29 protein-coding genes and 1 pseudogene are annotated in these 22,058 nt (G+C 68.0%); 29 read left to right on the top strand and 1 reads right to left on the bottom strand.

Features of this window, described 5'->3' with window-relative positions:
• From F8O05_RS12480 to F8O05_RS12545, 14 genes are all read left to right on the top strand, one after another.
• Complete coding sequence (locus tag F8O05_RS12480; protein ID WP_158053086.1) at positions 1-474, top strand: hypothetical protein; 474 nt, start codon at positions 1-3, stop codon at positions 472-474.
• A 73-nt stretch (positions 475-547) separates the two neighbouring features.
• Positions 548-1,735 carry a DNA-processing protein DprA gene (locus tag F8O05_RS12485; protein ID WP_158053087.1) on the top strand — a complete coding sequence of 396 codons (1,188 nt, stop codon included), beginning with the start codon at positions 548-550 and terminating at the stop codon, positions 1,733-1,735.
• 317 nt (positions 1,736-2,052) lie between these two features.
• Positions 2,053-2,310: a thioredoxin domain-containing protein gene (locus tag F8O05_RS12490; protein ID WP_026935715.1), complete on the top strand. Its 258-nt coding sequence runs from the start codon at positions 2,053-2,055 to the stop codon at positions 2,308-2,310.
• Positions 2,311-2,324: 14 nt separating this feature from the next.
• Positions 2,325-2,636 carry a hypothetical protein gene (locus tag F8O05_RS12495; RefSeq protein ID WP_158053088.1) on the top strand — a complete coding sequence of 104 codons (312 nt, stop codon included), beginning with the start codon at positions 2,325-2,327 and terminating at the stop codon, positions 2,634-2,636.
• 23 nt (positions 2,637-2,659) lie between these two features.
• Positions 2,660-2,959 (top strand): hypothetical protein, encoded by a 300-nt coding sequence (locus tag F8O05_RS12500; protein ID WP_158053089.1) that lies wholly within the window; start codon positions 2,660-2,662, stop codon positions 2,957-2,959.
• Between the two features lie 2 nt (positions 2,960-2,961).
• Positions 2,962-3,318 carry a hypothetical protein gene (locus F8O05_RS12505; RefSeq protein ID WP_158053090.1) on the top strand — a complete coding sequence of 119 codons (357 nt, stop codon included), beginning with the start codon at positions 2,962-2,964 and terminating at the stop codon, positions 3,316-3,318.
• Positions 3,315-3,704, top strand: coding sequence for a hypothetical protein (locus tag F8O05_RS12510; protein WP_158053091.1), 390 nt, complete (start codon positions 3,315-3,317; stop codon positions 3,702-3,704). Before F8O05_RS12505 ends, F8O05_RS12510 begins: the two co-directional genes overlap by 4 nt.
• Positions 3,701-4,024 (top strand): hypothetical protein, encoded by a 324-nt coding sequence (locus tag F8O05_RS12515; protein ID WP_158053092.1) that lies wholly within the window; start codon positions 3,701-3,703, stop codon positions 4,022-4,024. The genes F8O05_RS12510 and F8O05_RS12515 overlap by 4 nt, the downstream gene beginning before the upstream one ends.
• Positions 4,021-4,683 (top strand): DUF6349 family protein, encoded by a 663-nt coding sequence (locus F8O05_RS12520; protein ID WP_158053093.1) that lies wholly within the window; start codon positions 4,021-4,023, stop codon positions 4,681-4,683. Before F8O05_RS12515 ends, F8O05_RS12520 begins: the two co-directional genes overlap by 4 nt.
• Positions 4,680-5,021: a hypothetical protein gene (locus tag F8O05_RS12525; RefSeq protein ID WP_158053094.1), complete on the top strand. Its 342-nt coding sequence runs from the start codon at positions 4,680-4,682 to the stop codon at positions 5,019-5,021. The genes F8O05_RS12520 and F8O05_RS12525 overlap by 4 nt, the downstream gene beginning before the upstream one ends.
• Before the next feature lie 46 nt (positions 5,022-5,067).
• Entirely contained in the window at positions 5,068-5,424 is a 357-nt protein-coding gene (locus F8O05_RS12530; protein WP_158053095.1) for a hypothetical protein, read from the top strand.
• Positions 5,425-5,478: 54 nt separating this feature from the next.
• Positions 5,479-5,964, top strand: a complete 486-nt coding sequence (locus F8O05_RS12535) for a DUF192 domain-containing protein (RefSeq protein WP_158053096.1) — start codon at positions 5,479-5,481, stop codon at positions 5,962-5,964.
• Between the two features lie 78 nt (positions 5,965-6,042).
• Positions 6,043-6,240: a hypothetical protein gene (locus F8O05_RS12540; protein WP_158053097.1), complete on the top strand. Its 198-nt coding sequence runs from the start codon at positions 6,043-6,045 to the stop codon at positions 6,238-6,240.
• A 15-nt stretch (positions 6,241-6,255) separates the two neighbouring features.
• Positions 6,256-7,062, top strand: coding sequence for a Fic/DOC family protein (locus F8O05_RS12545; RefSeq protein WP_158053098.1), 807 nt, complete (start codon positions 6,256-6,258; stop codon positions 7,060-7,062).
• Positions 7,063-7,935: 873 nt separating this feature from the next.
• Here F8O05_RS12545 and F8O05_RS15385 read toward each other — a convergent pair.
• Positions 7,936-8,242, bottom strand: a pseudogene (locus F8O05_RS15385) (transposase); the annotation flags it as partial.
• A gap of 197 nt (positions 8,243-8,439) precedes the next feature.
• On the opposite strand from F8O05_RS15385, the gene cmtR reads away from it, so the two are divergent.
• From cmtR to F8O05_RS12625, 15 genes are all read left to right on the top strand, one after another.
• The gene (gene cmtR / locus F8O05_RS12555; RefSeq protein WP_158053100.1) at positions 8,440-8,823 is read left to right on the top strand and encodes a Cd(II)/Pb(II)-sensing metalloregulatory transcriptional regulator CmtR; all 384 of its coding nucleotides are present in this window, start codon (positions 8,440-8,442) and stop codon (positions 8,821-8,823) included.
• On the top strand, positions 8,820-10,886 hold the full coding sequence (locus tag F8O05_RS12560) for a heavy metal translocating P-type ATPase (RefSeq protein WP_404811376.1): 2,067 nt from the start codon (positions 8,820-8,822) through the stop codon (positions 10,884-10,886). Before cmtR ends, F8O05_RS12560 begins: the two co-directional genes overlap by 4 nt.
• Before the next feature lie 65 nt (positions 10,887-10,951).
• Positions 10,952-11,374, top strand: a complete 423-nt coding sequence (locus F8O05_RS12565; RefSeq protein WP_158053101.1) for a hypothetical protein — start codon at positions 10,952-10,954, stop codon at positions 11,372-11,374.
• Positions 11,375-11,673: 299 nt separating this feature from the next.
• A complete protein-coding gene (locus tag F8O05_RS12570) occupies positions 11,674-12,588 on the top strand; it encodes a M23 family metallopeptidase (RefSeq protein WP_225735905.1) in 915 nt (304 codons plus the stop codon).
• Between the two features lie 49 nt (positions 12,589-12,637).
• Positions 12,638-13,558 carry a cytochrome c oxidase assembly protein gene (locus F8O05_RS12575; protein WP_158053102.1) on the top strand — a complete coding sequence of 307 codons (921 nt, stop codon included), beginning with the start codon at positions 12,638-12,640 and terminating at the stop codon, positions 13,556-13,558.
• Positions 13,558-13,935: a hypothetical protein gene (locus tag F8O05_RS12580; RefSeq protein ID WP_158053103.1), complete on the top strand. Its 378-nt coding sequence runs from the start codon at positions 13,558-13,560 to the stop codon at positions 13,933-13,935. Before F8O05_RS12575 ends, F8O05_RS12580 begins: the two co-directional genes overlap by 1 nt.
• Before the next feature lie 68 nt (positions 13,936-14,003).
• Entirely contained in the window at positions 14,004-14,441 is a 438-nt protein-coding gene (locus F8O05_RS12585) for a hypothetical protein (RefSeq protein ID WP_225735906.1), read from the top strand.
• A gap of 120 nt (positions 14,442-14,561) precedes the next feature.
• Positions 14,562-15,143 (top strand): TlpA family protein disulfide reductase, encoded by a 582-nt coding sequence (locus F8O05_RS12590; protein ID WP_158053169.1) that lies wholly within the window; start codon positions 14,562-14,564, stop codon positions 15,141-15,143.
• On the top strand, positions 15,140-15,904 hold the full coding sequence (locus F8O05_RS12595; protein ID WP_158053104.1) for a cytochrome c biogenesis CcdA family protein: 765 nt from the start codon (positions 15,140-15,142) through the stop codon (positions 15,902-15,904). Before F8O05_RS12590 ends, F8O05_RS12595 begins: the two co-directional genes overlap by 4 nt.
• Positions 15,885-17,606 carry a cytochrome c biogenesis protein ResB gene (gene resB / locus F8O05_RS12600; RefSeq protein ID WP_158053105.1) on the top strand — a complete coding sequence of 574 codons (1,722 nt, stop codon included), beginning with the start codon at positions 15,885-15,887 and terminating at the stop codon, positions 17,604-17,606. The genes F8O05_RS12595 and resB overlap by 20 nt, the downstream gene beginning before the upstream one ends.
• Entirely contained in the window at positions 17,603-18,343 is a 741-nt protein-coding gene (locus F8O05_RS12605) for a DsbA family protein (RefSeq protein ID WP_192497185.1), read from the top strand. The genes resB and F8O05_RS12605 overlap by 4 nt, the downstream gene beginning before the upstream one ends.
• Positions 18,344-18,345: 2 nt before the next feature.
• Positions 18,346-19,353, top strand: coding sequence for a c-type cytochrome biogenesis protein CcsB (gene ccsB / locus F8O05_RS12610; RefSeq protein WP_158053106.1), 1,008 nt, complete (start codon positions 18,346-18,348; stop codon positions 19,351-19,353).
• A 49-nt stretch (positions 19,354-19,402) separates the two neighbouring features.
• Positions 19,403-21,058: an apolipoprotein N-acyltransferase gene (gene lnt / locus F8O05_RS12615; RefSeq protein ID WP_192497186.1), complete on the top strand. Its 1,656-nt coding sequence runs from the start codon at positions 19,403-19,405 to the stop codon at positions 21,056-21,058.
• Entirely contained in the window at positions 21,055-21,696 is a 642-nt protein-coding gene (locus tag F8O05_RS12620; protein ID WP_158053107.1) for a signal peptidase II, read from the top strand. The genes lnt and F8O05_RS12620 overlap by 4 nt, the downstream gene beginning before the upstream one ends.
• On the top strand, positions 21,693-22,040 hold the full coding sequence (locus F8O05_RS12625; protein ID WP_158053108.1) for a DUF6804 family protein: 348 nt from the start codon (positions 21,693-21,695) through the stop codon (positions 22,038-22,040). The genes F8O05_RS12620 and F8O05_RS12625 overlap by 4 nt, the downstream gene beginning before the upstream one ends.
• Positions 22,041-22,058: the final 18 nt, after the last annotated feature.

Consider the following 22,058-nt stretch of genomic DNA (forward strand, 5'->3'; position numbering starts at 1 on the left):
TTGACACAGCACCCCCGCCCACGAGCCCGGAAAAGCAGGAAGGGGCACCACGAGGCGGAACCAGCCGCCCGGCCCCACTCCGGAATCGAAGGAACCACCATGACCACGATCGCGTTCACCCGCCCGGCCCCCTCCGCAGACGGCCGCACCCTTCACAGCACCACGACTGCCGTGGAGCGGGAGGACGGCTCCCGGGTCGAGCTGGAAATCTCCACCAGCCACTGGAAGGGCCGAGGCTACCGAGCCACCGCGACCCGGCAGCACGCCGACGGCTACACCCGCCGCATGTCGCTCAGCTTCGGAGCCGACAGCGACACCCGCACCCTCCCCGCCATCGACGGTGCCCCGGCACCCACCGCACGCTTCAACCGGAACGTCCTCGCCGACCTCCACACCCGCGTGGTCGAGGAGGTCACCGCAGCCGCCGCCGAGTGGACGTCGTGGGCCGCTGACTGCGCCGCCGCCCGCGACTAACCCCGCACCATTCCGGGCCGGGGCGACACCGCCCCGGCCCACCCCACCAGCACTCCGACAGACAGGAACCGTCATGACCACCACACCCGCACCCGACCCGGCCAGCATCCCGTTCAGCGTCGACCCCGAGCGAACCGCCCGCATACTGCTCGCGGCCGCTATCGAACCCGGCAACATCGACCTGGGCAGGCTCATCCGCACCCACGGTGCCATCACCCTGCTGCGCCTCCTCTTCACCGACGCCGCAAGCCTCCCGCACACGGACTTCGCCGCCCTCACCCGCCTCAGAGACCGCGCCGTGCCCCTGCTCACGACCGAGCACACCACCGGCATCCTCCAGGCGATACGCGACGCCGACCTCACCGTCATCACCCCCTCAGACCACTGCTGGCCGCACCAGGTGAATGATCTCGGAGACGCCGCCCCGATCGTCCTGTTCGCGCGCGGCGACCGCGAGCTCCTCACCGAGCCCGGGCTCACCGGCATCTGCGGTGCCCGTGCCGCCACCGGCTACGGGGCGTACGTCGCCACGGAACTCACGGAAGGTCTTGTAGCTCACGGGGATGTGATCGTCGCCTCCGGCAGCTACGGCATCGCCGCCGACGCCCACCGTGCCGCCCTCACCGCAGGCGGAAAGACGATCGCGGTACTCGCCGGAGGCCTCGACCGCCCCTACCCGTCCGGGCATCACGACCTGTTCGACCGGATCGTGCGAGCCGGAGGCCTCCTTCTCTCCGAAGCCCCGCCGACCCTCGCACCGACCCGGTGGCGGTTCCAGCGCCGCTCGCGCCTGCTCGCCGTCCTCACGCACCACATCGTGATCGTCGAAGCCGGTGCCCGCTCCGGAACCCTGCGCCTCGCCGAGTACGCCGCCGAACTCGGCACTCCCCTCGGCGTCGTTCCCGGCCCAGTCACCAGCGCCGCCTCCACCGGATGCCACATGCTGATCCGCGACCACGGCGCGACCCTCGTCACCGGCCCCGCCGACGTGATCGCCCTCGAGCACACGAACACTGTGACCTCGGAGCGCAGCGACTACCCGGCGCTGAACAGCCTGACCGCGCTCAAAGCGGACTGGGAAGACGACCCGCACCTCACCCCCGCGCAGCGGCGCACCCTGCACGCGCTCAGCGACGAGGAAACCCAGGACGCCCTCACCCAGGCGGCGCGCACCGTCCAGGACACCTTCTACTCCCTCTTCGACACCGTCCGCAGCGACACCACCCAGACGCTGCTCACCCGCCACAGCGCAGACACCTGAGCCGCAGGGTGGTCGCTGCGCAGCACGGCGACCACCCCAGGGTTCGCGCGGGCGAGGAGCCGCATCCGGGAAGCGTGGCGGATCAAGCGGAGGCCGCTTCGCGGCCACGGACGAATCAGGGCACCGGCTCCGCCGGCACCCAACGGAGGGGAGTGTGCGGGGCCGGGCGCACCTTGTCAAGGCACACGAAAACTCTCCGCTGAGCAGATCACGAGCGGGCGTGGCCGTGGTTCGGAGACTTTTCGTTCTTCGGCCTTGACAAGTCACCCCCGCCCCCTCGAATCCGAGAAGCAGTGAAAGGAACACAGGAGCCCACCATGAACCTCACCGTCACGATCCACACCCTCCCGGACTGTGTGAACTGCGAGCGAACCGAGCAGTTCCTCACCCACTCCGGCATCCCCCACGACAGCACCCCACTGCCCGAGACCGGCCCGATCCGTGACCTCATCACCGAGCACGGCTACCAGAGCGCCCCCATCGTCACCGTCACCGACGACACCGGAAAGCTCATCGACCACTGGGCAGGCCTGCGCCCCGACCGCATCCTCGCCCTCAAGTCCACCACCCGCTGAACAGGAGACCCCCAATGGCGTTCCTCATCACCCGCGACTTCATCACCGGCAAGCACGAAGACGGCTACGGCGCAGGCGTCCAAGGCCCCCGCACCGCACGCCCCAGCATCCTTACCCGCTTGACCGCGGGGGAGGGGGAGCCGTTCCGGATACTCGACGACGACGGCTACGTCTACTACCACGGCCGCTTCCTCGACGACAGCGACGCCGAAGCCTACGTCGGCGAGGCCGAGTTCCAGCCCCTCGACTGCTACGGCACCCCAAACGCCGGAGCCGTCACCATCCAGTACCGCGACCCCGCCACCGGCGCGTGGACCGCCCTCTAACCCCCTCCGAAGGGAACCCTCTCATGCGACTCACCATCGACCACGGCGGACGCCCCACCGACCTCGACCTGGGCGACACTTCCGAGCAGACCGGCGTCGGATTCTTCGACGACGGCGACCTCGGCTCGTACGGCGGCAACCTCTACCTCCGCATCGACGGCGTCGAGTACGGGCAGCTGTTCTTCTACACCATCGACGGCGCGCCGCGCATCGAACTCGGCCAGTTCACCCCCGCCACCGAGCAGTGGGAGCCCGTCAACCCGCTCACCGTCTCTGTACCCGATCTCATCGCCGCCGACGAAGCCGAACAGGAGGACAACTGACCATGCAGATCACCATCAGCGGATACCCGCTCCCCAAACCTGTCACCCTCGACGCCGACGTCGACGACCACATCTTCGCTGACGGCTGGCTCCTCGCCCACGACGACGCCCAGAGGCTGATCGAGGCCTGGTGCGACGCACCCACTGACCCCTCCCCGGACGGGAGCGACGATGTGCGCCGCACCTGGAGCTACAGCGAACTCGGCCTGTTTGTCACTGTCCTCTACCTCGACGGGGAACTGAGCATCGACCACTGGGAGTCCGCCGAAGGCAGCGAAGGCTACGACATCTACAGCACCACCACGATGCCGTTCGACTTCACTATCCTCCCCGCGAGTCGTGCGGAGGCGGCACGATGACCGCCCGCTACCAGCCGGAACAGTTCACCGACTCCGGCTGGCCCACCGGCACACCCGAGAAGAAGGCCAGCTTCGTGAACGCCCTGATCCGCTTCATCGACGCCGGATACCCCGAACACCAGTTCACCCAGGCGCTCTACGAAGGCCTCCACAACCACGGCTACTTCGGATTCATCGCCCACTACAACCGGCACGGCTTCTACGACGAGAAGTTCTCCACCCCCGCACGCCAGCAGGAGTTCCTCACCGACCTCACCTGGGCGTGCGAACGCGAATACGACAGCGACCGGCACGACCTCTGGGGCGATGTGAAGACCTACCTCGCCGACCACTTCCACAACGCCCCGACCACCCTGTTCGACCACCTGTTCCAGGAGCAGCCATGACCAGCATCACCGCCATAGCCCGGCAGGTCGCCGAGACCGCAGACCTCGCCGACCACCCCAGCCCCGACACCGGCGCGTACGAACCGATCATCGAAGACTACGAGCAGCTCGCCGCGTTCATCGAAGACGGCATCCGCGCCTACCTCACCCACCTCGCCGATGCCGCCGTGCGGGAAGAGCGAGCCGCGCAGATCGCGAGAGACACGATGCTCCGCTATGACGTCGAGACGATCCGAGACCTGACCGGCACCTCGGAACTGCTGTCGATGCTGGAAGCCGCCGCCCGGCACGCGCTCACCCAGACCGGGGCGGCAACATGAACGCCCGGACAGCTCCCGGCGGGCAACTCGTCTTTGACCTCGACGCGATGATCCATGAGGCCGACGTGCAGCAGGCTCCCGCCTGGGAAGGCGCGCCCCTGCACTTCACTACCGACTACTACGCACCCGATGACCTCACCGCCGCGTTCGAGCGATGGGTGTTCGAGCACGGGAACTTCGGATGCCTGCAACGCTCCCACATGTGGCATCCCGGCTACACGACCGCTGAGGCTAACACCGCCACCGTCGGGCACGAACTGCGTATCTTCGACGTCGACCTGCGCTGCACCCACTACCGCGAGGACTGCTCCTGCGTGGGCGGACTCCTCACGCGCGGGATTTGTGCGCCGTGCCGCTGGCACCTCGACGGCAACGAAGCCACCATCGTCGAGGCCTGGCACGACCACGCCTGGCCCGGTTGGCGGACCCTCCCCGTCATCCCCGCCAGCATCGCGAAGACCGACGACCAGAACCGGCCGACGAAGAAGTACCGGGCATGGATCGACGAGCACTATCCCGCCGAGTGGCAGCTGCCCGGCGCCCCGGTCATCACCGAACGCCAACCGTACGGCACCCGCCACGTTCCCGGCCGCAGCCCCTGGCAAGGCTTCGACCTCTCCCACACCGCCCTCACCACCGAACCCCAGGAGGAATCATGACCACGACCACCGACCACGAAGACAACATCGCCCGCGTCGACGCGCACACCATCGCCGTCGCCGCCCTCCTCCCGTTCCCCGTAGAACTCGAAGCGGACATGGGCGGAACCTTCGCCCTCCACATCGAACTCGGCACCCGCGGCACCGACCCCGGCGACCCGGCCGATACCGCAGGCGTCGACCCCGACCCCGACAACGGCCCCCTCGACTGGTGGCTCGACATCGACGGCGGCTGCGAGACGATCTGCTCCGGCCTCACCATCGACACCGACCCCGCCATCGTTGCCGCCTGGATCACCGAACAAGCCCGCCTGCACGACTGCCCCGCCGCACGATAACCCCACCACCCCACCACGCGCCCGCGAAAGGAACACACCCGTGAGCATGGGCACCATCATCACCGTCGACCGACTGCCCGAAAGCAACACCGAGGCCGAACGCATCACCGCGCAACTGCGCCGGCTCGCAGAAGCGTTCGACCTGCCCGACCCCGATATCAGCGTCTGGGTCGACGACAGCGGCACCCTGGGAGATATCCGCCTGGGCTGCTACCACCACTCCTACCAGATCGAGGGGCTCGCGACCTTCGCCCGCATCCTCTCCCGCCTGATCCCAGATGAAGTCCGCATCGAGGAAGAAGGCCTCCACGACGACTTATGGGCCGAAACCCACACCTACCGCGCCGGACGCCACATCCGCTCCGGCACCAAGGAATGGGTCGAGCACGACATCACCGAATAAGCGACGGTGGCGGGACGAGGACACCTCCCCACACAACCCCAAGGAGATCCGCACATGCACCTCTCGCCCCGCCCAGCCCGCCTTCGCCCGCAAACCCTCCCGGCCGCGCTCCTCGCCGCCACCGTCATCTGCGGGGTCGTGATGGTCACCACCGGCTGTACGGCCTCATCCTTGAACCAGGCTCGCCTTGAGATCGACGGTGATCTCGAGCTCACCGTTGAGCTCGCGGAGACGACAGAGCAGCAGCGCACCGGCCTTGCCGGGCACGCGAGCCTCGAACCCGGAACCGGGATGCTCTTCCCTTTCGACCCTGCGGGCCCGCAGCGAGTGCGGATGGCAGGCATGAGCTTCCCCATCGATATCGCCTGGACCCGAGACGGCCGCATCCTCGCTACCGACACCCTTCCCGTCTGCATCACGCCCGACCCAGACGACTGCCCCCGCTGGGAGTCACCGGGCGACGTCGACGCACTCCTCGAAACAACCGCAGGCGCGCTCGACGCCATCGAACCGGGCACCCCAATCCGCACCACGGACTGACCGTACATCGGCGGAGAACCCCGGCGCACCTTCCCAGTGTCAGTGCCGAACAGTAGAATAGATACCGAGGAGTTGATCATGGCCACCACCACGCGCATCGCGCTCACCGCCACGCAGCGGGCAGAGCTGGCGAACATCCGCGCGTCCTGGGCCGTCGAAGGACAGCACGTCACCGCAACGGAGATGGACGTCCTCGAACGCGTCGCCACCGGAGAACTCGACCCTCGCACCGCGTACACGCTCATGCACGAGCAGGACGCCCCCGCGCACCGCTGAACCGGGCGGCACGCGGTGACCCTGTTCGAGAACTGGGGCGACTACTGGTGGCCCGGCCAGTACGAAGAGTGCCTGCGCAACATCCTCCACGACACGACCACCGGCGGGCGAGAGATCCACGACCCCGACGAACTCGAACGCATCGAACGCCGCCTCACCACCATCCGCGCCGCCCAACTCATCCACGACCCCGCCCACGTCGACCAGACCTTCACCCCCGGCCACTATCACGCACTGCACCGCTGGCTGTTCCAAGACGTCTACGAATGGGCTGGCGGCCCGAGAATCGTCACGACCCTCAAAGGTGACAGCCGCTTCGCGGATCCGGAAGACATCGATCGGCTCCTCGCTCTCGTGCACGACAACCTCGGCGACCCTACACGCTTCCAGCGTGTGCCGCGCGGCGAATTCTTGGATGCCCTCACTCAGACCTTCACTGGGTTGCTCATGATCCACCCCCACCTCGAGGGCAACGGACGCACGAGCCGCCTCTACCTGCAACACATTGCGGCGCGCGCCGGATACCAGATCGACTGGACGCAAGTCCCTGCACCCGTCCTCATCGATGCAACCATCGCCGCGTTCCGTCTCGAGCCCGACGCCCTGCAACGCATCCTCCGCAACATCGTCCACCCGTTGCACGACACCGACCCCGCAGAGCATCTTCGGCAGCGCATGCGCGAGATGCCGCCGCCCGGCACTCCCGCCACGCACGCGCCACCGATGCAAGCCCCGCAGCATCCCGGCGGGGGAGCTCACCCCACCCCGACCCGCCGCCCCCACGACCACGGCAGCCCCGAGGACCGCACCCTCGGATTCTGAGCCGACCCCATCACGGGGAACCGGGAGACGGTGGGCGCGCGCCGGAGCAGAGCCGCCCCGCGCGGCGGCCGGACCCCGGGAGACCCCTCTCGCCGCGCTCAGCGCATCGGCAGCCCTCTGACGCAGCCCGCCACCCGAATCCAGCACCCACCGACCGCCCCACGCATGACCTCTCGCAGCGCCCACACCCAGAGCCCCGCACAGCCAGCCCGCAGCGCAGCCCCGAGTCGCTCCCGCATGTCCTCTCACGAGGCCCACCAGCTCGCCCACACCTCTTGCATCCGTGGTGGAAGGGCTCCTGATCGTATGGCTTCTTATGAGTTGGGCGCTGGAGGAGAAGCGCCAACTACTCCGCGAACAAACCGGGGGAGGAGGGGTCGTTGATCTCGTTCTCGGACGGCTTGCAACCGCCCGCATGATCGACACCACTTGTGCCGTCATCTTGAACGAGCGCGGACGCTCAGAAGGGTCCTTGGTGATCCTCCTTGTCGTGGCTGAGACACTCGGATCGACACCCGCTCGCATCGCAGACCGTATCGGTGCCACCTGAGCGACCACCACCATCCTGACTGACGGACTCGTCACCGTAGGCTTCCTCTTCTACGGTACCGACCTGAGCGATCGCCGATCGCTCTTCTTGTGCATCACCACAGCGGGGCAACAGCTCATCGATACGCTTGCTCCGCAATACGAGCGCCGACTCAAGGACCTTGTGCGGGGCGTTGCGCAAGAGGGCTTCTATGCAAGAGTTGCCTTCCTCGCCGCCATGCAACGCAACCTCGCGAATCCTGAGTGCCTCGAATTGGTCGCTGATCTTACAGGTGGCCTGTCTGAGAAGGGGTGCGCGGGGTCCGGCGGTCTCCGTTGTCCAGGAGTTCTTTCGAACCTTCCGGCGAAGGTGACCGGGAACGCGTTCAGCGCGGCTTCCACCTCATCGCGCTGCGTGCTCTGAGGGCACTTGTCGGGTCAAGTGGGCGCGTTATGAAATGTACAGGCACCTGATCGTGGTGGTTTCGCTCGGCAAGTGGCCCCTGGCGCTGACGGATCTCCGATAGGGAGCCTTGATCGACTCGATCGTGTTTGTCGTGCAGACCACCCTGTGGATCCCGGCATCGAATTTGAAGAACGGCACTAGCCTTTCACATGAGCCGCGCCCGAGCCGCATGATCCCCGGACAGCGCTACCTCGCTTCATCTGCGAGCTCGTTGAATCTCTCTTCTCCGCAATCTCAGCCAGGGGAGAGGTTCCGCGAGCGCGCGAAAGGCGATCAAGGCGAAGTGGAGCGGCGTCAGGTACTGCTCCATTCGTTGGAGCCCAGCTCGCATGGCGGCTGCTCATCTGAACACAATTGGTCAGGATTGAATGTATAGTCACTGTATGCTGACTGTTGTTTCCCGAATCGACGCGATGAACCGCCTCGGCCGAGCCATGGCCGACCCGACCCGATCGCGCATCCTGCTCGCCCTCCTCGACGCCCCGAGCTACCCAGCCGTGCTCTCGCGCGAACTCGAACTCACCCGCACCAACGTCTCCAATCACCTCGCCTGCCTGCGCGGATGTGGCATCGTCGTCGCCGAACCCGAAGGCCGCCAGACCCGCTACGAGATCGCCGACCCCCACCTTGCGGTCGCCCTCACCGCCCTCGTCGACGTCACCCTCGCCGTCGACGAAGACGAAGTTTGCCTCGACCCCGAGTGCACCACGCCCGGCTGCGACGCGAAGGCCGAAGCCAAGCCGATCATCGAGGGGGCGAGCCGATGAGCGAGGAGTGCTGCGGCCCCGACGAGCCGAAGACGATTACGCCCAAGCCCGCCGCGCAGCCCGTCAACCCCGTGCTCGACGGCGATGCGTGCTGCGGTCCCGAACTTCCCCCAGTGTTCACGAAGGCGCAACAAGGCGAAGCCGAGCATGCGGTGCGGCCTCCATGGTGGCGCGACCCCGCGCTGCTGCCCTCCGCCCTCTCCGGCATCGCTCTCGCGATCGGCTACCTATTCGAGTGGGGCGGCGGGGAGATCCCCGCACTCGTGCTGCAGTGGATCGCCCTGCTCGCCGGCGCCTACACCTTCGTCCCCGGCACCGTGCGACGCCTGATCCGCGGGCGCGTCGGTGTGGGCCTGCTCATGACGATCGCCGCAGTCGGTGCCGTCGCCCTCGGGCACGTCGGTGAAGCGGCCGCACTCGCCTTCCTCTTCTCCCTCGCTGAGGCGCTCGAAGACCGGGCCATGGATCGCGCCAAGGAAGGCCTGCGCGCCCTGCTCTCGCTCATCCCCGACACCGCGCGCATCTCCCGTCTGCGCGGCGAGGAGACGATCCTCGTCTCGGAACTGCGCGAGCTCGACATCTTCATCATCGGGGCGGGGGAGCGGGTCGCCACCGACGGCATCGTCGTCGACGGTGCCTCGAGCATCGACACCTCCGCCGTCACCGGCGAGTCCATCCCCGTGGCGGTGCGCCCGGGCGACACCGTCCCGGCCGGAGCGATCAACGGCTCCGGCACCCTGCGGATCGAAGCCACCGCCGACGGCCGCGACAACTCGCTCACCCAGATCGTCGCCCTCGTCGAACAGGCGCACGCCCGCAAGGGGGAGCGCGCCAGGCTCGCCGATCGGATCGCCCGGCCGCTCGTACCGACCGTGCTCATCATCGCCGCGCTCGTGGTCGTCTTCGGCTTCATCGTGGGAGATCCGACCACCTGGATCGAGCGCGCCCTCGTCGTCCTCGTCGCCGCCTCCCCGTGCGCGCTCGCGATCGCCGTCCCGGTGACGGTGATCAGTGCGATCGGCTCCGCGTCGAAGTACGGCGTCGTCATCAAGTCCGGGCAGGCCTTCGAACAGCTCGGCACGATCCGCACCGTCGCCCTCGACAAGACCGGCACCCTCACCCGCAACGAGCCCCAGGTCGTCGAGGTCGCCAGCTACGGCTACACCGAACACGAGGTGCTCGACTTCGCCGCCGCGCTCGAAGCCTCGAGCACCCACCCGCTCGCAGCCGCCATCGTCGCCGCAGCCCCGAACGCGAAACCCGGGCAAGACGTCGGGGAGGAAGCCGGCCACGGCATCACCGGCGTCGTCGACGGCCGCCGCATCCGCGTCGGCAACACTCGCTGGCTCGACCCCGGCGAGCACCGGGCGACCGCCGAACAGCTGGCCGAACGCGGCATGACGGTCGTGGTGGTCGAGGCCGACGGGCACCTCGCGGGCCTCATCGGGATCCGCGACGAGTTGCGCGCGGAGTCGGCCGAGACGATCCGCATGATGCGAGACCTGGGCATCACCACCATCATGCTCACCGGTGACAACGAGCGCACCGCCCGCGCACTGGCGGCCGAGGCCGGCATCCAAGACGTTCGCGCCGAGCAGCTCCCCGCAGACAAGGCGAGCGCCATCGGCGCACTCGTAGCTGCGTCGCCGACGGCGATGGTCGGCGACGGCATCAACGACGCCCCCGCGCTCGCGACGGCAACCGTCGGCATCGCGATGGGCGTGAAGGGCTCGGCCGCCGCCATCGAATCCGCCGACGTCGCCTTCACCGGCCACGATCTGCGCTTCATCCCGCAAGCCCTCGCGCATGCACGCCGCGGCCGCCGCATCATGACGTGGAACATCGGCCTCGCCCTGGCGATCATCGTCGTGCTCTTCCCCCTGGCGCTCTTCGGCGTGCTCGGCCTCGCCGGGGTCGTCCTCGTGCACGAGCTGGCCGAGGTGCTCGTGATTCTCAACGGCATCCGGGCCGCGCGCCGACCAGCAAGTGCGAGACCCCAGGCCCTGTCGCCGACCGCGACGCCGACGCCGGTCGACACGCCCGAAAGCACGCTCGCGAAGTAGCAGACCCTGGCTCCCCCCAGGGTTTCGATGCTAAATTGTTACATAACTATGGAGGTGACGAAGTGATGGGTGCACGCTCGACGGCGCGACGACCGCTGTCTCGGCGTGCGCTCCTCACCCTCGTCTGGGTCGGCGCCTTCGTCATCCTCGGCCTGGTCGGGCTGCGGGCGCACAGCGCCGAACTCGCCAGCGTCCCCGCGATTGCGGAGAGCTCGGCGAGCAGCACCACCGCCTCGGCAGCCCCGGGCGACACGATCGTCGAAGGGGGCGAGCACGCCGCCCACGGCAGCGTGCAGAGCTGGCACCTCGATCTTCTCGCGATCTGCATGCTGAGCATGCTCGCCACCCTCATGCTGTTCGTCCTCTTCACCCGGCGACCCTGGCTGCAGCAGCGGCTCGGCAGGCTCCGCGACTGGGCGGTCACCCTGCCCCGCGCCCCCGCGCGCCAGCAGCCACTGCTGCTGCTCCACTCGATCTCTCGCACCTGATCGGTACCGGGAACCCCGCACACGGATAGCCCGCGAAGCTACGCGCGCCTCGACAAGGCGCCGCAGTCTCTCTGAGAGCTTCCCCGGCCCCCGTGTGAGCGCTGCCATCGGCACAAAGCCGTTCGGCACCGCGCCTTCTCGAACCTCACACGGGCGCACGAGCGCCCCCGATCAGGAGATAGCAGTTTGAACTCCACAGATTCACCGGTCAAAGCCAAGCACTTCCTCTTCATCTTCGGCACCGTGCTCGCGAGCATCGTCGCCGCCATCGCCTCGTTCTTCGTCCTCGGAGTCGTCTTTTGAGGCGGCGCCGGCACGCCGAGCAGTCGGCAGGGCCCAGGCGGAGCACCTGGGTCGAGCCCACCGACTTCGACGAGAGCCCGGCCGAATCCCCGGCGCAGCCCCGCCGATCCAAGCATGCAGCCGCTGCCGCGCCAGCGGCGCCGCGACCCCAGGCTTCGGCACCACCCCCCGCTGATCCCTCCACCGGCGCCGCGACTGCCCCAGGTGGCGGGGCAACTGCCGAGGAGAGCCCGGCGCGACGCCGTCCGCGACTGCGCAGCTTCATCGTCGGCAGCTCGGCGCTCGCCAGCGTCACCGTGCTCGTCGCCGGCGCCGTCTTCCCGGCAACCACCGCCGCACTCGCCGACAGCCCCGCCCTCGTGAACCGACAGCAAGCCTTCGTCACCGGGGATGCCACCGATACCCCCTCGCTCATTGACGAGATCCAGATCTCCCCGGTCACCATCGCCCCCGAGATCGGACTCAGCGGCGGGGCCGTCACCGTCAGCGGCCTCGCTGACACGAAACTGCAATACCCCTTCGCCCAGGAAGTGCCACTCACCGATGGTTTCGGGTACCGCTCCGCACCGGTCGCAGGCTTCCACGACGCGCAGGACATGGCCGCCGCCGGCGGCACCCCGATCCGCATCGTCGGCGACGGCGTGATCACCGAGGCGGGGTGGGCCTCCGACGGCTGCGGCTTCTCACTGCAAGTCCAGCACCAGGTCGGCGGGCAGAACGTGTTCAGCCGGTACTGCCACATGCAGGAGAACTCCCACTCCTGGCAGGTCGGGCAAACCGTCAAGGGCGGCGAGCAAGCCGGGCTCGTAGGCACCACTGGTATGTCCTTCGGCAATCACCTGCACCTGGTGATGCGCGTCGAAGACGAACCCGTCGACCCGCTGCCCTTCATCGCTGCGAACTCGAAGTAGCCCCTCCCCGGCGAGCGATCGTCGGCGTCAGTAAGGACATCCCCTGCCCGTGTACCCCGCGAAGGCCAGCCTCGAGCTCGGCGACCTCTTCCAGTTCGATCTGCTCAGCGTGTCGCCGCTCGCCTGGCTCGCCATCGTCTGTCTCGCCCTCTACCTCGCGGGAGCGATCTCACTGTGGGTGCGCGGCAAACGCTGGGGTATCGGTTCGACGCTCCTGTTCACGCTCGGCTGCGTCGTCTGGTTCGCGGCAACCGGCCTGCCCGCGAACGCCTACGCCGAGGAGCTCGTCGCCGTGCTGCTCTTCCAACAGATCACGCTCATGGTCGTCGTGCCCCCGTTCCTGCTCATGGGATCCCCGGGCCGGCTGCTGCTGCGCGCTACCCCGCGCAGCGGGGTCGGGCGCCCCGTGCTGCGCCTGGCCCTCGGCGCTTACCGCTCGCGCACCGCCCAGGTGCTCCTGCATCCGGCCACCGTGATCATCATCGCCGTGCTCGCCTTCCCCACCCTCTACTTCACCGACACCGTGAGCTGGTTCCTCGAGCTCCCGTCCGGGCATCTCATCCTGCTCACCCTGTTCCTCGTCTTCGGCACGATCGGTGCCGCCCCGCTGTGGTCACTCGACCCCCTGCCGCGCGCCCCCTCGTTCGTCGTGCGCATCGTCGACGTGCTCCTCGAAATCCAGATCCACGCGATCTTCGGACTCGTGCTACTGCGCAGCACCGAGCCCATGTTCCGCTGGTACGCCGCCGGCCCCGACGCCTGGGGGATCAGCCGCGCCCTCGATCAGGCCATCGCCGGCGGCCTGATCTGGTCGTACGGAGAGCTGCCGCTGATCATCGTGCTCATCGTCACCATATCCAAGTGGCGCACCAGCGATCTGCGGCAAGCGAAACGCCGCGAAGCGCAGGAGGATGCCGAGCTGGACGCCTACAACGCCTACCTCGCCTCGAAGTTCGGAAAGGAGCAGTGATGGCGACCGTCCTCGCCTTCGCGCTCACCGGGATGCTCGGCCTGCTCGCCATCTTCCAGATCGCTCTGGCCGCCGGCGCGCCGCTCGGCAAGTTCGCCTGGGGCAGAGAACACACCACCCTCCCGCTCAACCTCCGCTTCGGAGCGATCTCCGCCGTGCTCCGCTACGCCTTCATCGTCTTCATCGCCCTCGATCGCAGCGGCACCATCGCCGTGCTCCCCGAGGAGTTCAGCTTCTGGGTGATGTGGCTCATCGTCGCGCACCTCGGGTTCAGCGTGATCCTCAGCCTGCTCTCCAAGAGCAAGTACGAGAAAATGACGCTCGCCCCCTACACGTTCGCGATGGGTGTGCTCAGCCTGCTCATCGCCCTCCAATAGGCCGCAGCATGGCGTGCGAGTCAGTCCACTCCCATGATCAGCGAGCACCCGCTCGTTACAATCGGGGTGTGTTCCCAGTTTCCCGCAGCGCCCGCACAACGCGGCGACGATTCACGATGAGAGCCGCAACGCTGCTCCTCGCCGCAATCGTCACCGTCGTGGGCCTGTGGGGTGTCTCACATGCCGATGACGTCGGCCTGTCCACGCCAGCGGCCGCCTCGAGCACGGTCGCTGCCGCCTCCGTCGACGTCGCCGTCGGGCACCTCGTCGACACAGCGGGGGAGGCCGCCGCCAGCGACGGCATCGTGATCGGCGTCGTCACCTGCCTGCTCGGGATCCTCTGCGGCTTCGCCTTGGCGACGCTGATCGTGTTCCTGCTCCGCTGCCGACAGCTGCGCTTCCAGCGCCAGCGACCCCAGCTCGCCCCGATCGCCGCAGCTGCCGTCTTCGACCATCGCGGCCGGCATCGCTTCGGCCTGCACCACCTCAGTCTCCTGCGCATCTAAGCGCTCCTCACGCTGCCCCTGGGGCAGGAACGGGTCGGCACGTCCGCCGTGCCCGCGACCGCGCGTTGAGGATTGAGGAGAACCGAGAACTTGAGGACGTCCAGACCGACGTACCTGCTGATGACCGCACTCGTGGCGACCGCCGCGATCAGCACCGGGCTGATCGGCTGCACCGCCGCCGAGCCGATGTCGGAACAGTACCAGCAGGGCAGCGAACGAAGCGGCACCTCCGACGGCCGCATCGTCGAGATCCCCGTCGACGAGCGCGGCGCCGCCGTGAGCTTCAGCGGCACCACCGAATACGGTGACCCCGTGTCAAGCGACGACTACGCCGGGCAGGTGTACGTCGTCAACTTCTGGTACGCCGCCTGCGGCCCCTGCATCATCGAAGCCCCCATGCTCGAAGAGGTCTGGCAGAACTACCAGGACGAGGGCGTCGGATTCCTCGGCATCAACATCTACGACCAGCCCGCAACCGCCGTCGCCTTCGCCGAAGAGAACGGCATCACCTACCCCAGCGTGATCGACGTGAACGACGGCCGCGTCAAGCAGGCCTTCGCCGGCGTCACCCCGATCCAAGCCACCCCCACCACGCTCGTGCTCGACCGTGAGGGGCGGGTCACGGCCCGCATCATCGGGCAACTCGAATCGGCCTCCATCCTCGACACGCTCGTCGCCGACGCACTCGCGGAGACCTCATGAGCCCGAGCGATCTCGTCTTCGACGGCGCACTCTGGGCCGGGGTGCTCATCGCCGCTCTCGCCGGCTTCGTCTCCTTTGCCTCCCCGTGCGTGCTCCCACTCGTACCCGGCTACTTCGGCTACCTCAGCTCCGCCGTCGCCCCCGTCGAACAGAGCACCGCACCCGCAGGCAGCACCACGGCACAGCGGCGCCGCCTGCTCCTCGGTGTGCTCCTGTTCATCGCCGGGTTCTCCGTCGTGTTCGTCACTGTCACCGTGCTCGGCGGCGTCTTCGGCCAGGTCTTCATCTCCTACGCCGACATCGCCACCCGCATCCTCGGCGTCGTGGTGATCGTCATGGGCCTCGCCTTCGTCGGCGTCTTCCGCAAGATGCAGCGCACCGTCCGCCCCCACTTCCGAGCACGCCTGGGACTCGCCGGAGCCCCGCTACTCGGCCTCGCCCTTGGCATCGGCTGGACGCCGTGCATCGGGCCGACCCTCGCCGCGATCATCTCCGTCTCGTGGAACCTCGGCGATCCCATCCGTGCGGGGCTGCTCGGCGTCGCCTACTCGCTCGGCCTCGGCATCCCGTTCCTGCTGCTCGCCCTCGGGCTCGGCTGGGCGACCCGCTCGATGTCGTTCCTGCGCCGCCACATCCGCACCATCAACATCGCCGGCGGCGTCGTACTCGTACTGCTCGGCCTGCTCATGGTGAGCGGGCTCTGGACACGCCTCATGTCCTCCCTGCAGGGGGTGATGGCGAATGTCCAACTCCCGCTCTGACAACGACACCCTCCCTGCACGCCCGAGCGATCACGTCGACTCCACCGAACGCGGCGGAGGCGAGGTCGGGCTCGGCTGGCGGGGCTGGCTGCGCTGGGCATGGCGGCAGCTAACGAGCATGCGCACTGCCCTCATCCTGCTCCTGCTCATGGCGATCGCTGCGATCCCCGGTTCGCTCTTCCCACAGCGCCAGGCCGACCCCAACGGCGTCGTCAAGTACTTCGATGACAACCCCGAGCTCGCCCCCACCATCGACACGCTGCAGTTGTTCGACGTCTACAGCTCGGCCTGGTTCTCGGCCATCTACCTGCTGCTGTTCGTCTCCCTCATCGGCTGCATCATCCCGAGGATCAAGCATCATGCGAAAGCGCTCCGTGCGCCGGCGCCGAAGACCCCGGCGCGGCTGCAGCGCATGGTCGGCTATTCCTCGAGTGAACTGCAGATCGTCGCAGGCCGCACCTCCGAGGCCGACGTCGCCCAAGCCGTCGCGATCGCCGAGAGCGAGCTGCGCCGTCGCGGATACCGCACCGCACGCTACGACCCCCCGAGCTCCTGGTCGGTCTCCGCTGAACGCGGCTACCTGCGCGAAACCGGCAACCTCGTCTTCCACTCCGCACTCGTCGGGATCCTCGTCACCGTGCTCCTGAGCACCGGCCTCAACTACACCGGCGACCGAGTCATCGTGCAAGGCACCACCTTCGTGAACAGCGAGAGCGCCTACTCCTCATTCTCGCCAGGCCGGAACTTCGACCGGAGCTCGCTCACCCCCTACGCGCTGAGCCTCGACGGATTCGACGTCGAGTACGTCGATCCGGGGCTGCCCGGCGCAGGGCAGGCGGGCAACTTCGCCGCACACCTCTCCATCCGCGAGCCCGGCGACGACGACAGCCGGGCCGAGACGGTGCGGGTGAACTCACCGATCGAGGTGAACGGCGACCGCATCTACCTCCTCGGCAACGGCTACGCGCCGATGATCACGATCCGCAACGCCGCCGGCGACGTCGTCTACCAGGAGCCCCAGCCGTTCCTCCCGCAGGACTCCGCAATGACCTCGCTCGGCGTCATCAAAGTCCCCGACGGGCTCCCCGAGCAGGTGGGGCTCATCGGCTTCCTATACCCGACGCAGAGCACGCTGGACACCGGCGCCTACTACTCGGTGTTCCCCGACCTCTACAACCCGATGATGACGTTCAACGTGTTCACAGGAGACCTCGGCATCGACGACGGCACCCCGCGCTCGGTGTACCAGCTCGACACCGAGTCGATGACCCAGATCACCGGCGGCGACACCGGTATCGACTCGATCGAGCTCACCCCAGGCGACACCGCTGACCTCCCGAACGGGATGGGCACCATCACCTTCGAGGATCTCACCGTCACCGAAGGCGCTGAGGAGCCGATCAAGCGCTTCGTCTCCCTGCAGATCCAGCGCGACACCGGCGCCACCTGGGTGCTCATCTTCTCCATCCTCGCCACGGTCGGCCTCATCACCGGCCTGCTCATACCGCGCCGCCGGCTCTGGGTGAAAGCCACCCTCACCCGACCAGTCGTCGGCGGCCGCAAGGTCAAGATCGAGTACGCCGGCCTCGCCCGCGGTGAGGATCCAGGCCTCGAGCGCGCCGTCGAACAGTTCCGCACCAGCCACCTCTCGGCCATCGCCGAGCAACTACCGTCACCGCTTTTCAAGAAGGGAACCCCATGAACTGGCCCCCGCACACCGTGCAGAAACCGACCAAGAAACTGAGCACCTCGCAGAAGGCGGCGCTCATCGCCATTCCCGCCGTGCTGCTCATCGCGCTCATCCTGATCCTCATCTCGGTGCTCAACCGGCCCGAAGTCCAGGCGCCCGGCGAGGCGTCGAACAGCGGCGGAACGGGCGGCGGAACCCCCACGCAGAGCGAAGTGCCGCTCGTGCAGGAGAACTCGCACGTCCTCGACGACGCCGGCGAGGGCGCACCCGTGCTCGTCGAGTTCCTCGACTTCGAATGCGAAGCCTGCGGCGCCGTCTACCCGGTGATCGAGGAGATCCGCAAACAGTACGACGGGCAGATCACCTATGTCGCCCGCTACTTCATCACCAACCACACGAACTCCATGAACGCCGCCATCGCGGTGGAGGCCGCGTCACAGCAGGGCAAGTTCGAGGAGATGTACCAGAAGCTCTTCGAATCGCAGTCCGAATGGGCGGAGCAGCAGACCTCCCAGGCCGACAAGATCCGCAGCTACGCCGAGGAGCTCGGGCTTGACATGGCCGCCTTCGATGCGGCCGTCGCCGATCCTGCGACCCAGGCGAGGGTCGAAGAAGACCACAACGCCGGCATGTCGCTCGGCGTGCGCGGCACCCCGACGTTCTTCCTGAACGGTGAGCTGCTGCAACCCCAGACCGTCACCGACATCACCGACGCCCTCGACGCGGCGATCGCGGAGAGCAAGGAGTAACCATGGATCTGCAACTGCAGGCCGCGCTCGACGAGTTCTCCGTGCTCGCCGTCTGGTCGGCGATCACGATCTACGTCCTCGCGTTCCTCGCCTTCGCCTACGACCTCTCGCAGCGTGCCTCGGCTGCACCGGTCAAGCAACGAGAGGCCGTGCTCGTCGGAGCCGCCGGCGGCCCCACGCCCGCAGCGGAGAATGGGGCAGGGGAGGGGAGCCTTCGCGTGCCCGGCGCCGAGCGGTCACGGCGCTACTTCGCACGGCTGGGCATCGCGTTCACCGCGCTCGGCTTCGCCCTCCATCTGGCCGCCACCGTCACGCGCGGGATCGCGGCCGAACGGGTGCCGTGGGCGAACATGTACGAGTTCGCCCTCATCGGCACCCTGCTGATCGTCGCCGTCTACCTCATCGCCCTGCGCTGGTACGACCTCCGATTCCTCGGCGTCTTCATCGTCGGCATGGTGGTGTTCTTCCTCGGCGGCTCGACGATCTCCTTCTACGTCGAAGTGACCCCGCTAATGGATCCGCTCAAGAGCATCTGGCTCATCATCCATGTCTTCGTCGCCTCACTCGCCACCGCGCTGCTCGCGATCGCGGCAGGCCTCTCGGTGATGCAGCTGTTGCAGGCACGCCGCGAACGGATCAAGGCCGCCGGCGGCGACGAGGTGGCCCCCGACCGTGGCTACCTGCGCACGCTCCCGAAGGCCGATGTGCTCGAGACGCTCGCCTACCGCTTCGCGATCCTCGGCTTCATCTTCTGGACGTTCACCCTCATCGCCGGGGCGATCTGGGCGAACGAGTCCTGGGGTCGCTACTGGGGCTTCGATGTGAAAGAGGTCTGGACGTTCGTGATCTGGGTGATCTACGCGGGCTACATCCACGCCCGCGCCACCCGCGGCTGGCGGGGGACGAAGTCGGCCTGGCTGTCGCTCATCGGCTTCGCCACGGTGATCTTCAACTTCACCATCGTCAACCTCTACTTCCAGGGCCTGCACGCCTACTCCGGCGTCAGCTGAGCCGCCCCAAGGCCACGCCCAAGATGCGAGCACCAGGAAGGAGGATGCGGTGACGACCACGGAGACACGACCGGCACGCGACGACCCCGCCGCGCCCCACGCAGCGGCACCGCACGCGGCGCCGTCGTCGCGCAGCACTCCGGCCGCGTGCGGCCTGCCATGGGGCGCGGCGATCCCGGTCGCAGCCCTCTCGGGCCTACTGCTCGACGTCGCCTTCCCGAGCGTCGGCTGGTGGCCGCTCGCCTTCCTGAGCATCGCCGGCGGCATTTGGGCGCTCGTGGGCCGCAGCGTCGGGGGTGCGTTCCTCGTTGGCTTCGCCTACGGTGCCGCGTTCTACTTCACGCATCTCATGTGGGTCGTGCAGTTCCTCGGCCCGATCCCGTGGGTCGCGCTCGCCGGGCTCGAATCGCTGCTCTTCGCCCTCGGCGCGATCCCGATCGCCCTCGCCTACCGCTGGGGCGCGGCCCTCCGGCATCGCGCCACCCGCACGCTGCTCTTCCCGGTGCTCATCGCGGCGCTCTGGGCCGCACGCGAACTCCTCCTCGGCACCTGGCCCTACAGCGGATTCCCCTGGGGCAGAATCGGCATGTCCCAGGCGGGCGGCCCCTTCGCCGAAGCCGCCTCCTGGGTCGGCGTCACCGGCCTCACCTTCCTCATCGTCTGGCTCTGCGCCACCGTCGTCGACTGGGCCATCCGGCCCCGGACGCGCACCGGGCTGCTCCCCGCAGCGGTGATCTTCGCCCTCCTGCTCATGCCGGCCTTCCCCACGAGCGAGGCGGGCAGCCTCCGCGTCGGCTGGGTGCAGGGCGACGGGCCCGCCGGCTACTTCGACCCGCGCAGCCCCGGCGATGTGCTCGCCGCCCAACGCGCAGCGAGCGACCCCATCCTCGACGAAGCGATGGATCTACTCGTCTGGCCCGAGGGCGGCGTCGACTCCGATCCGCTGAACACCCCGGCCACCGCCCGCACCCTCGACGCTGTCGTCGCTGACACCGATGCCCCGCTCCTCATGAACGCGGCGACCGCTCGGGGCGAGCACATCTACAACACCTCGCTGCTCTGGGAGGGCGGGGGCGCCGAACAACTGCACGACAAGGCCAACCCGGTGCCGTTCGGCGAGTATGTGCCCGACCGGTGGTTCTACGAACGCATCGTGCCCGACCTCGTCGGCCTCATCCAGCGCGAATACACGCCGGGCACGAACCCGCCGCTCGTCTCCGTCGACGGCATCCAGGTCGGGCTCGCCATCTGCTTCGACGTCATCTACGACTCGGTGATCTGGGACGGGGCGCGCGGAGGAGCACAGTTCTACGCCTTCCAAACCAACAACGCGGACTTCCGAGGCACGGACGAGAATCTGCAGCAGCTCGAGTTCGCCCGCATGCGCGCCATCGAAACCGGTCGTGCCGTCGTGAACGTGTCGACCGTGGGCACCAGCCAAGTCATCGCCCCTGACGGCACCATCATCGACGGAGCCCCCGCCGACACACCCGCGGCCGCCGTCACCACCGTGCCGCTGCGCACCGGGCTCACCCCGGCCGTCATCGTCGGCCCGACCCTCACCCTGCTCATCCCCATCGCCGCGCTCGGCGGGCTCCTCACACTGGGCCTGCTCGAGCGACGGAGCCGCACGACCTCCCTCCCGCCCGCGCCTGCCTCCGCAAAGGGCGGCGCAGCAGCCGAACCCCCAACGAAAGCATCATGACCCACGAACTTCCGCACGACCCACCAGCCGATGAACACACCCGGCCTCGAACGCAGCCCTGGGGCCGCCGTCCCTCCCGCCGGCTGCTGTTCATCTACAGCTGCGCCATCGCCGCCCTCACCCTCGCTGCCGACGTGATCAGCAAACAACTCGCCTTGCACTTCCTCGACACGGAGAACCGCATCCCCGTGCTCGGCGACCTCTTCGGGCTGCAGCTCGCCTTCAACACCGGGGCCGCGTTCTCGATCGGTGCCCAGCTCACCCCCTTCATCACGCTGCTCGGCATCGTCGCCTCCGTGCTCCTTATCCGGGCCGCCCTCCGCACGAAGTACCGCATCTATGCCGCGTCGATCGGTCTGATCCTTGGCGGTGCCCTCGGCAACCTCGCCGACCGCATCTTCGCCCCGCCGGGATTCGGCAGCGGTGCGGTCACCGATTTCCTCGCCTACGGGCAGCTGTTCATCGGCAACATCGCCGACGTCGCGATCGGGGCCGGCGTCGTGCTCTATGCCCTCGGTGCTTGGCGGCTCCACGCCGCCTCCCGCACACCAGCCGCCGTCGAGCCAGCCATAGGCGACGACGCCGAACCGCCGACCCCCGATCCCGTCACAGCCCCCGCAGAGAAGACGCAGCCATGAACCAGAAGCAGCAGACCCCGTCCTACCAGCGCAACGCGCTGCTCCCAGGATTCATCGCACTCGCCGTGCTCATCGTCGGCGTCGCCTTCGTCGGCACCGACTGGTTCACCGTCTTCCGCTGCATCATCGCGATTCTCGCGCTCATCGTCACCTGGTTCGCGGTGCAGGCCCGCCACTGGTGGTGGGTGCCCGTCTTGCTCGCGATCGCCGTGCTCTGGAACCCCGTCTACCCCTTCGGGTTCAGTGGCATCTTCTGGATCCTCGCACAGCCGATCGCCGGCAGCGTGTTCCTGATCGCGGGCGCGCTCATCAAGCAACCACGACCAGACGCCGTGCGCCGCTGAGCGCGCAGATGACCTCAC

The organism is Gulosibacter chungangensis, assembly GCF_008831155.1.
GTDB lineage: Bacteria > Actinomycetota > Actinomycetes > Actinomycetales > Microbacteriaceae > Gulosibacter > Gulosibacter chungangensis.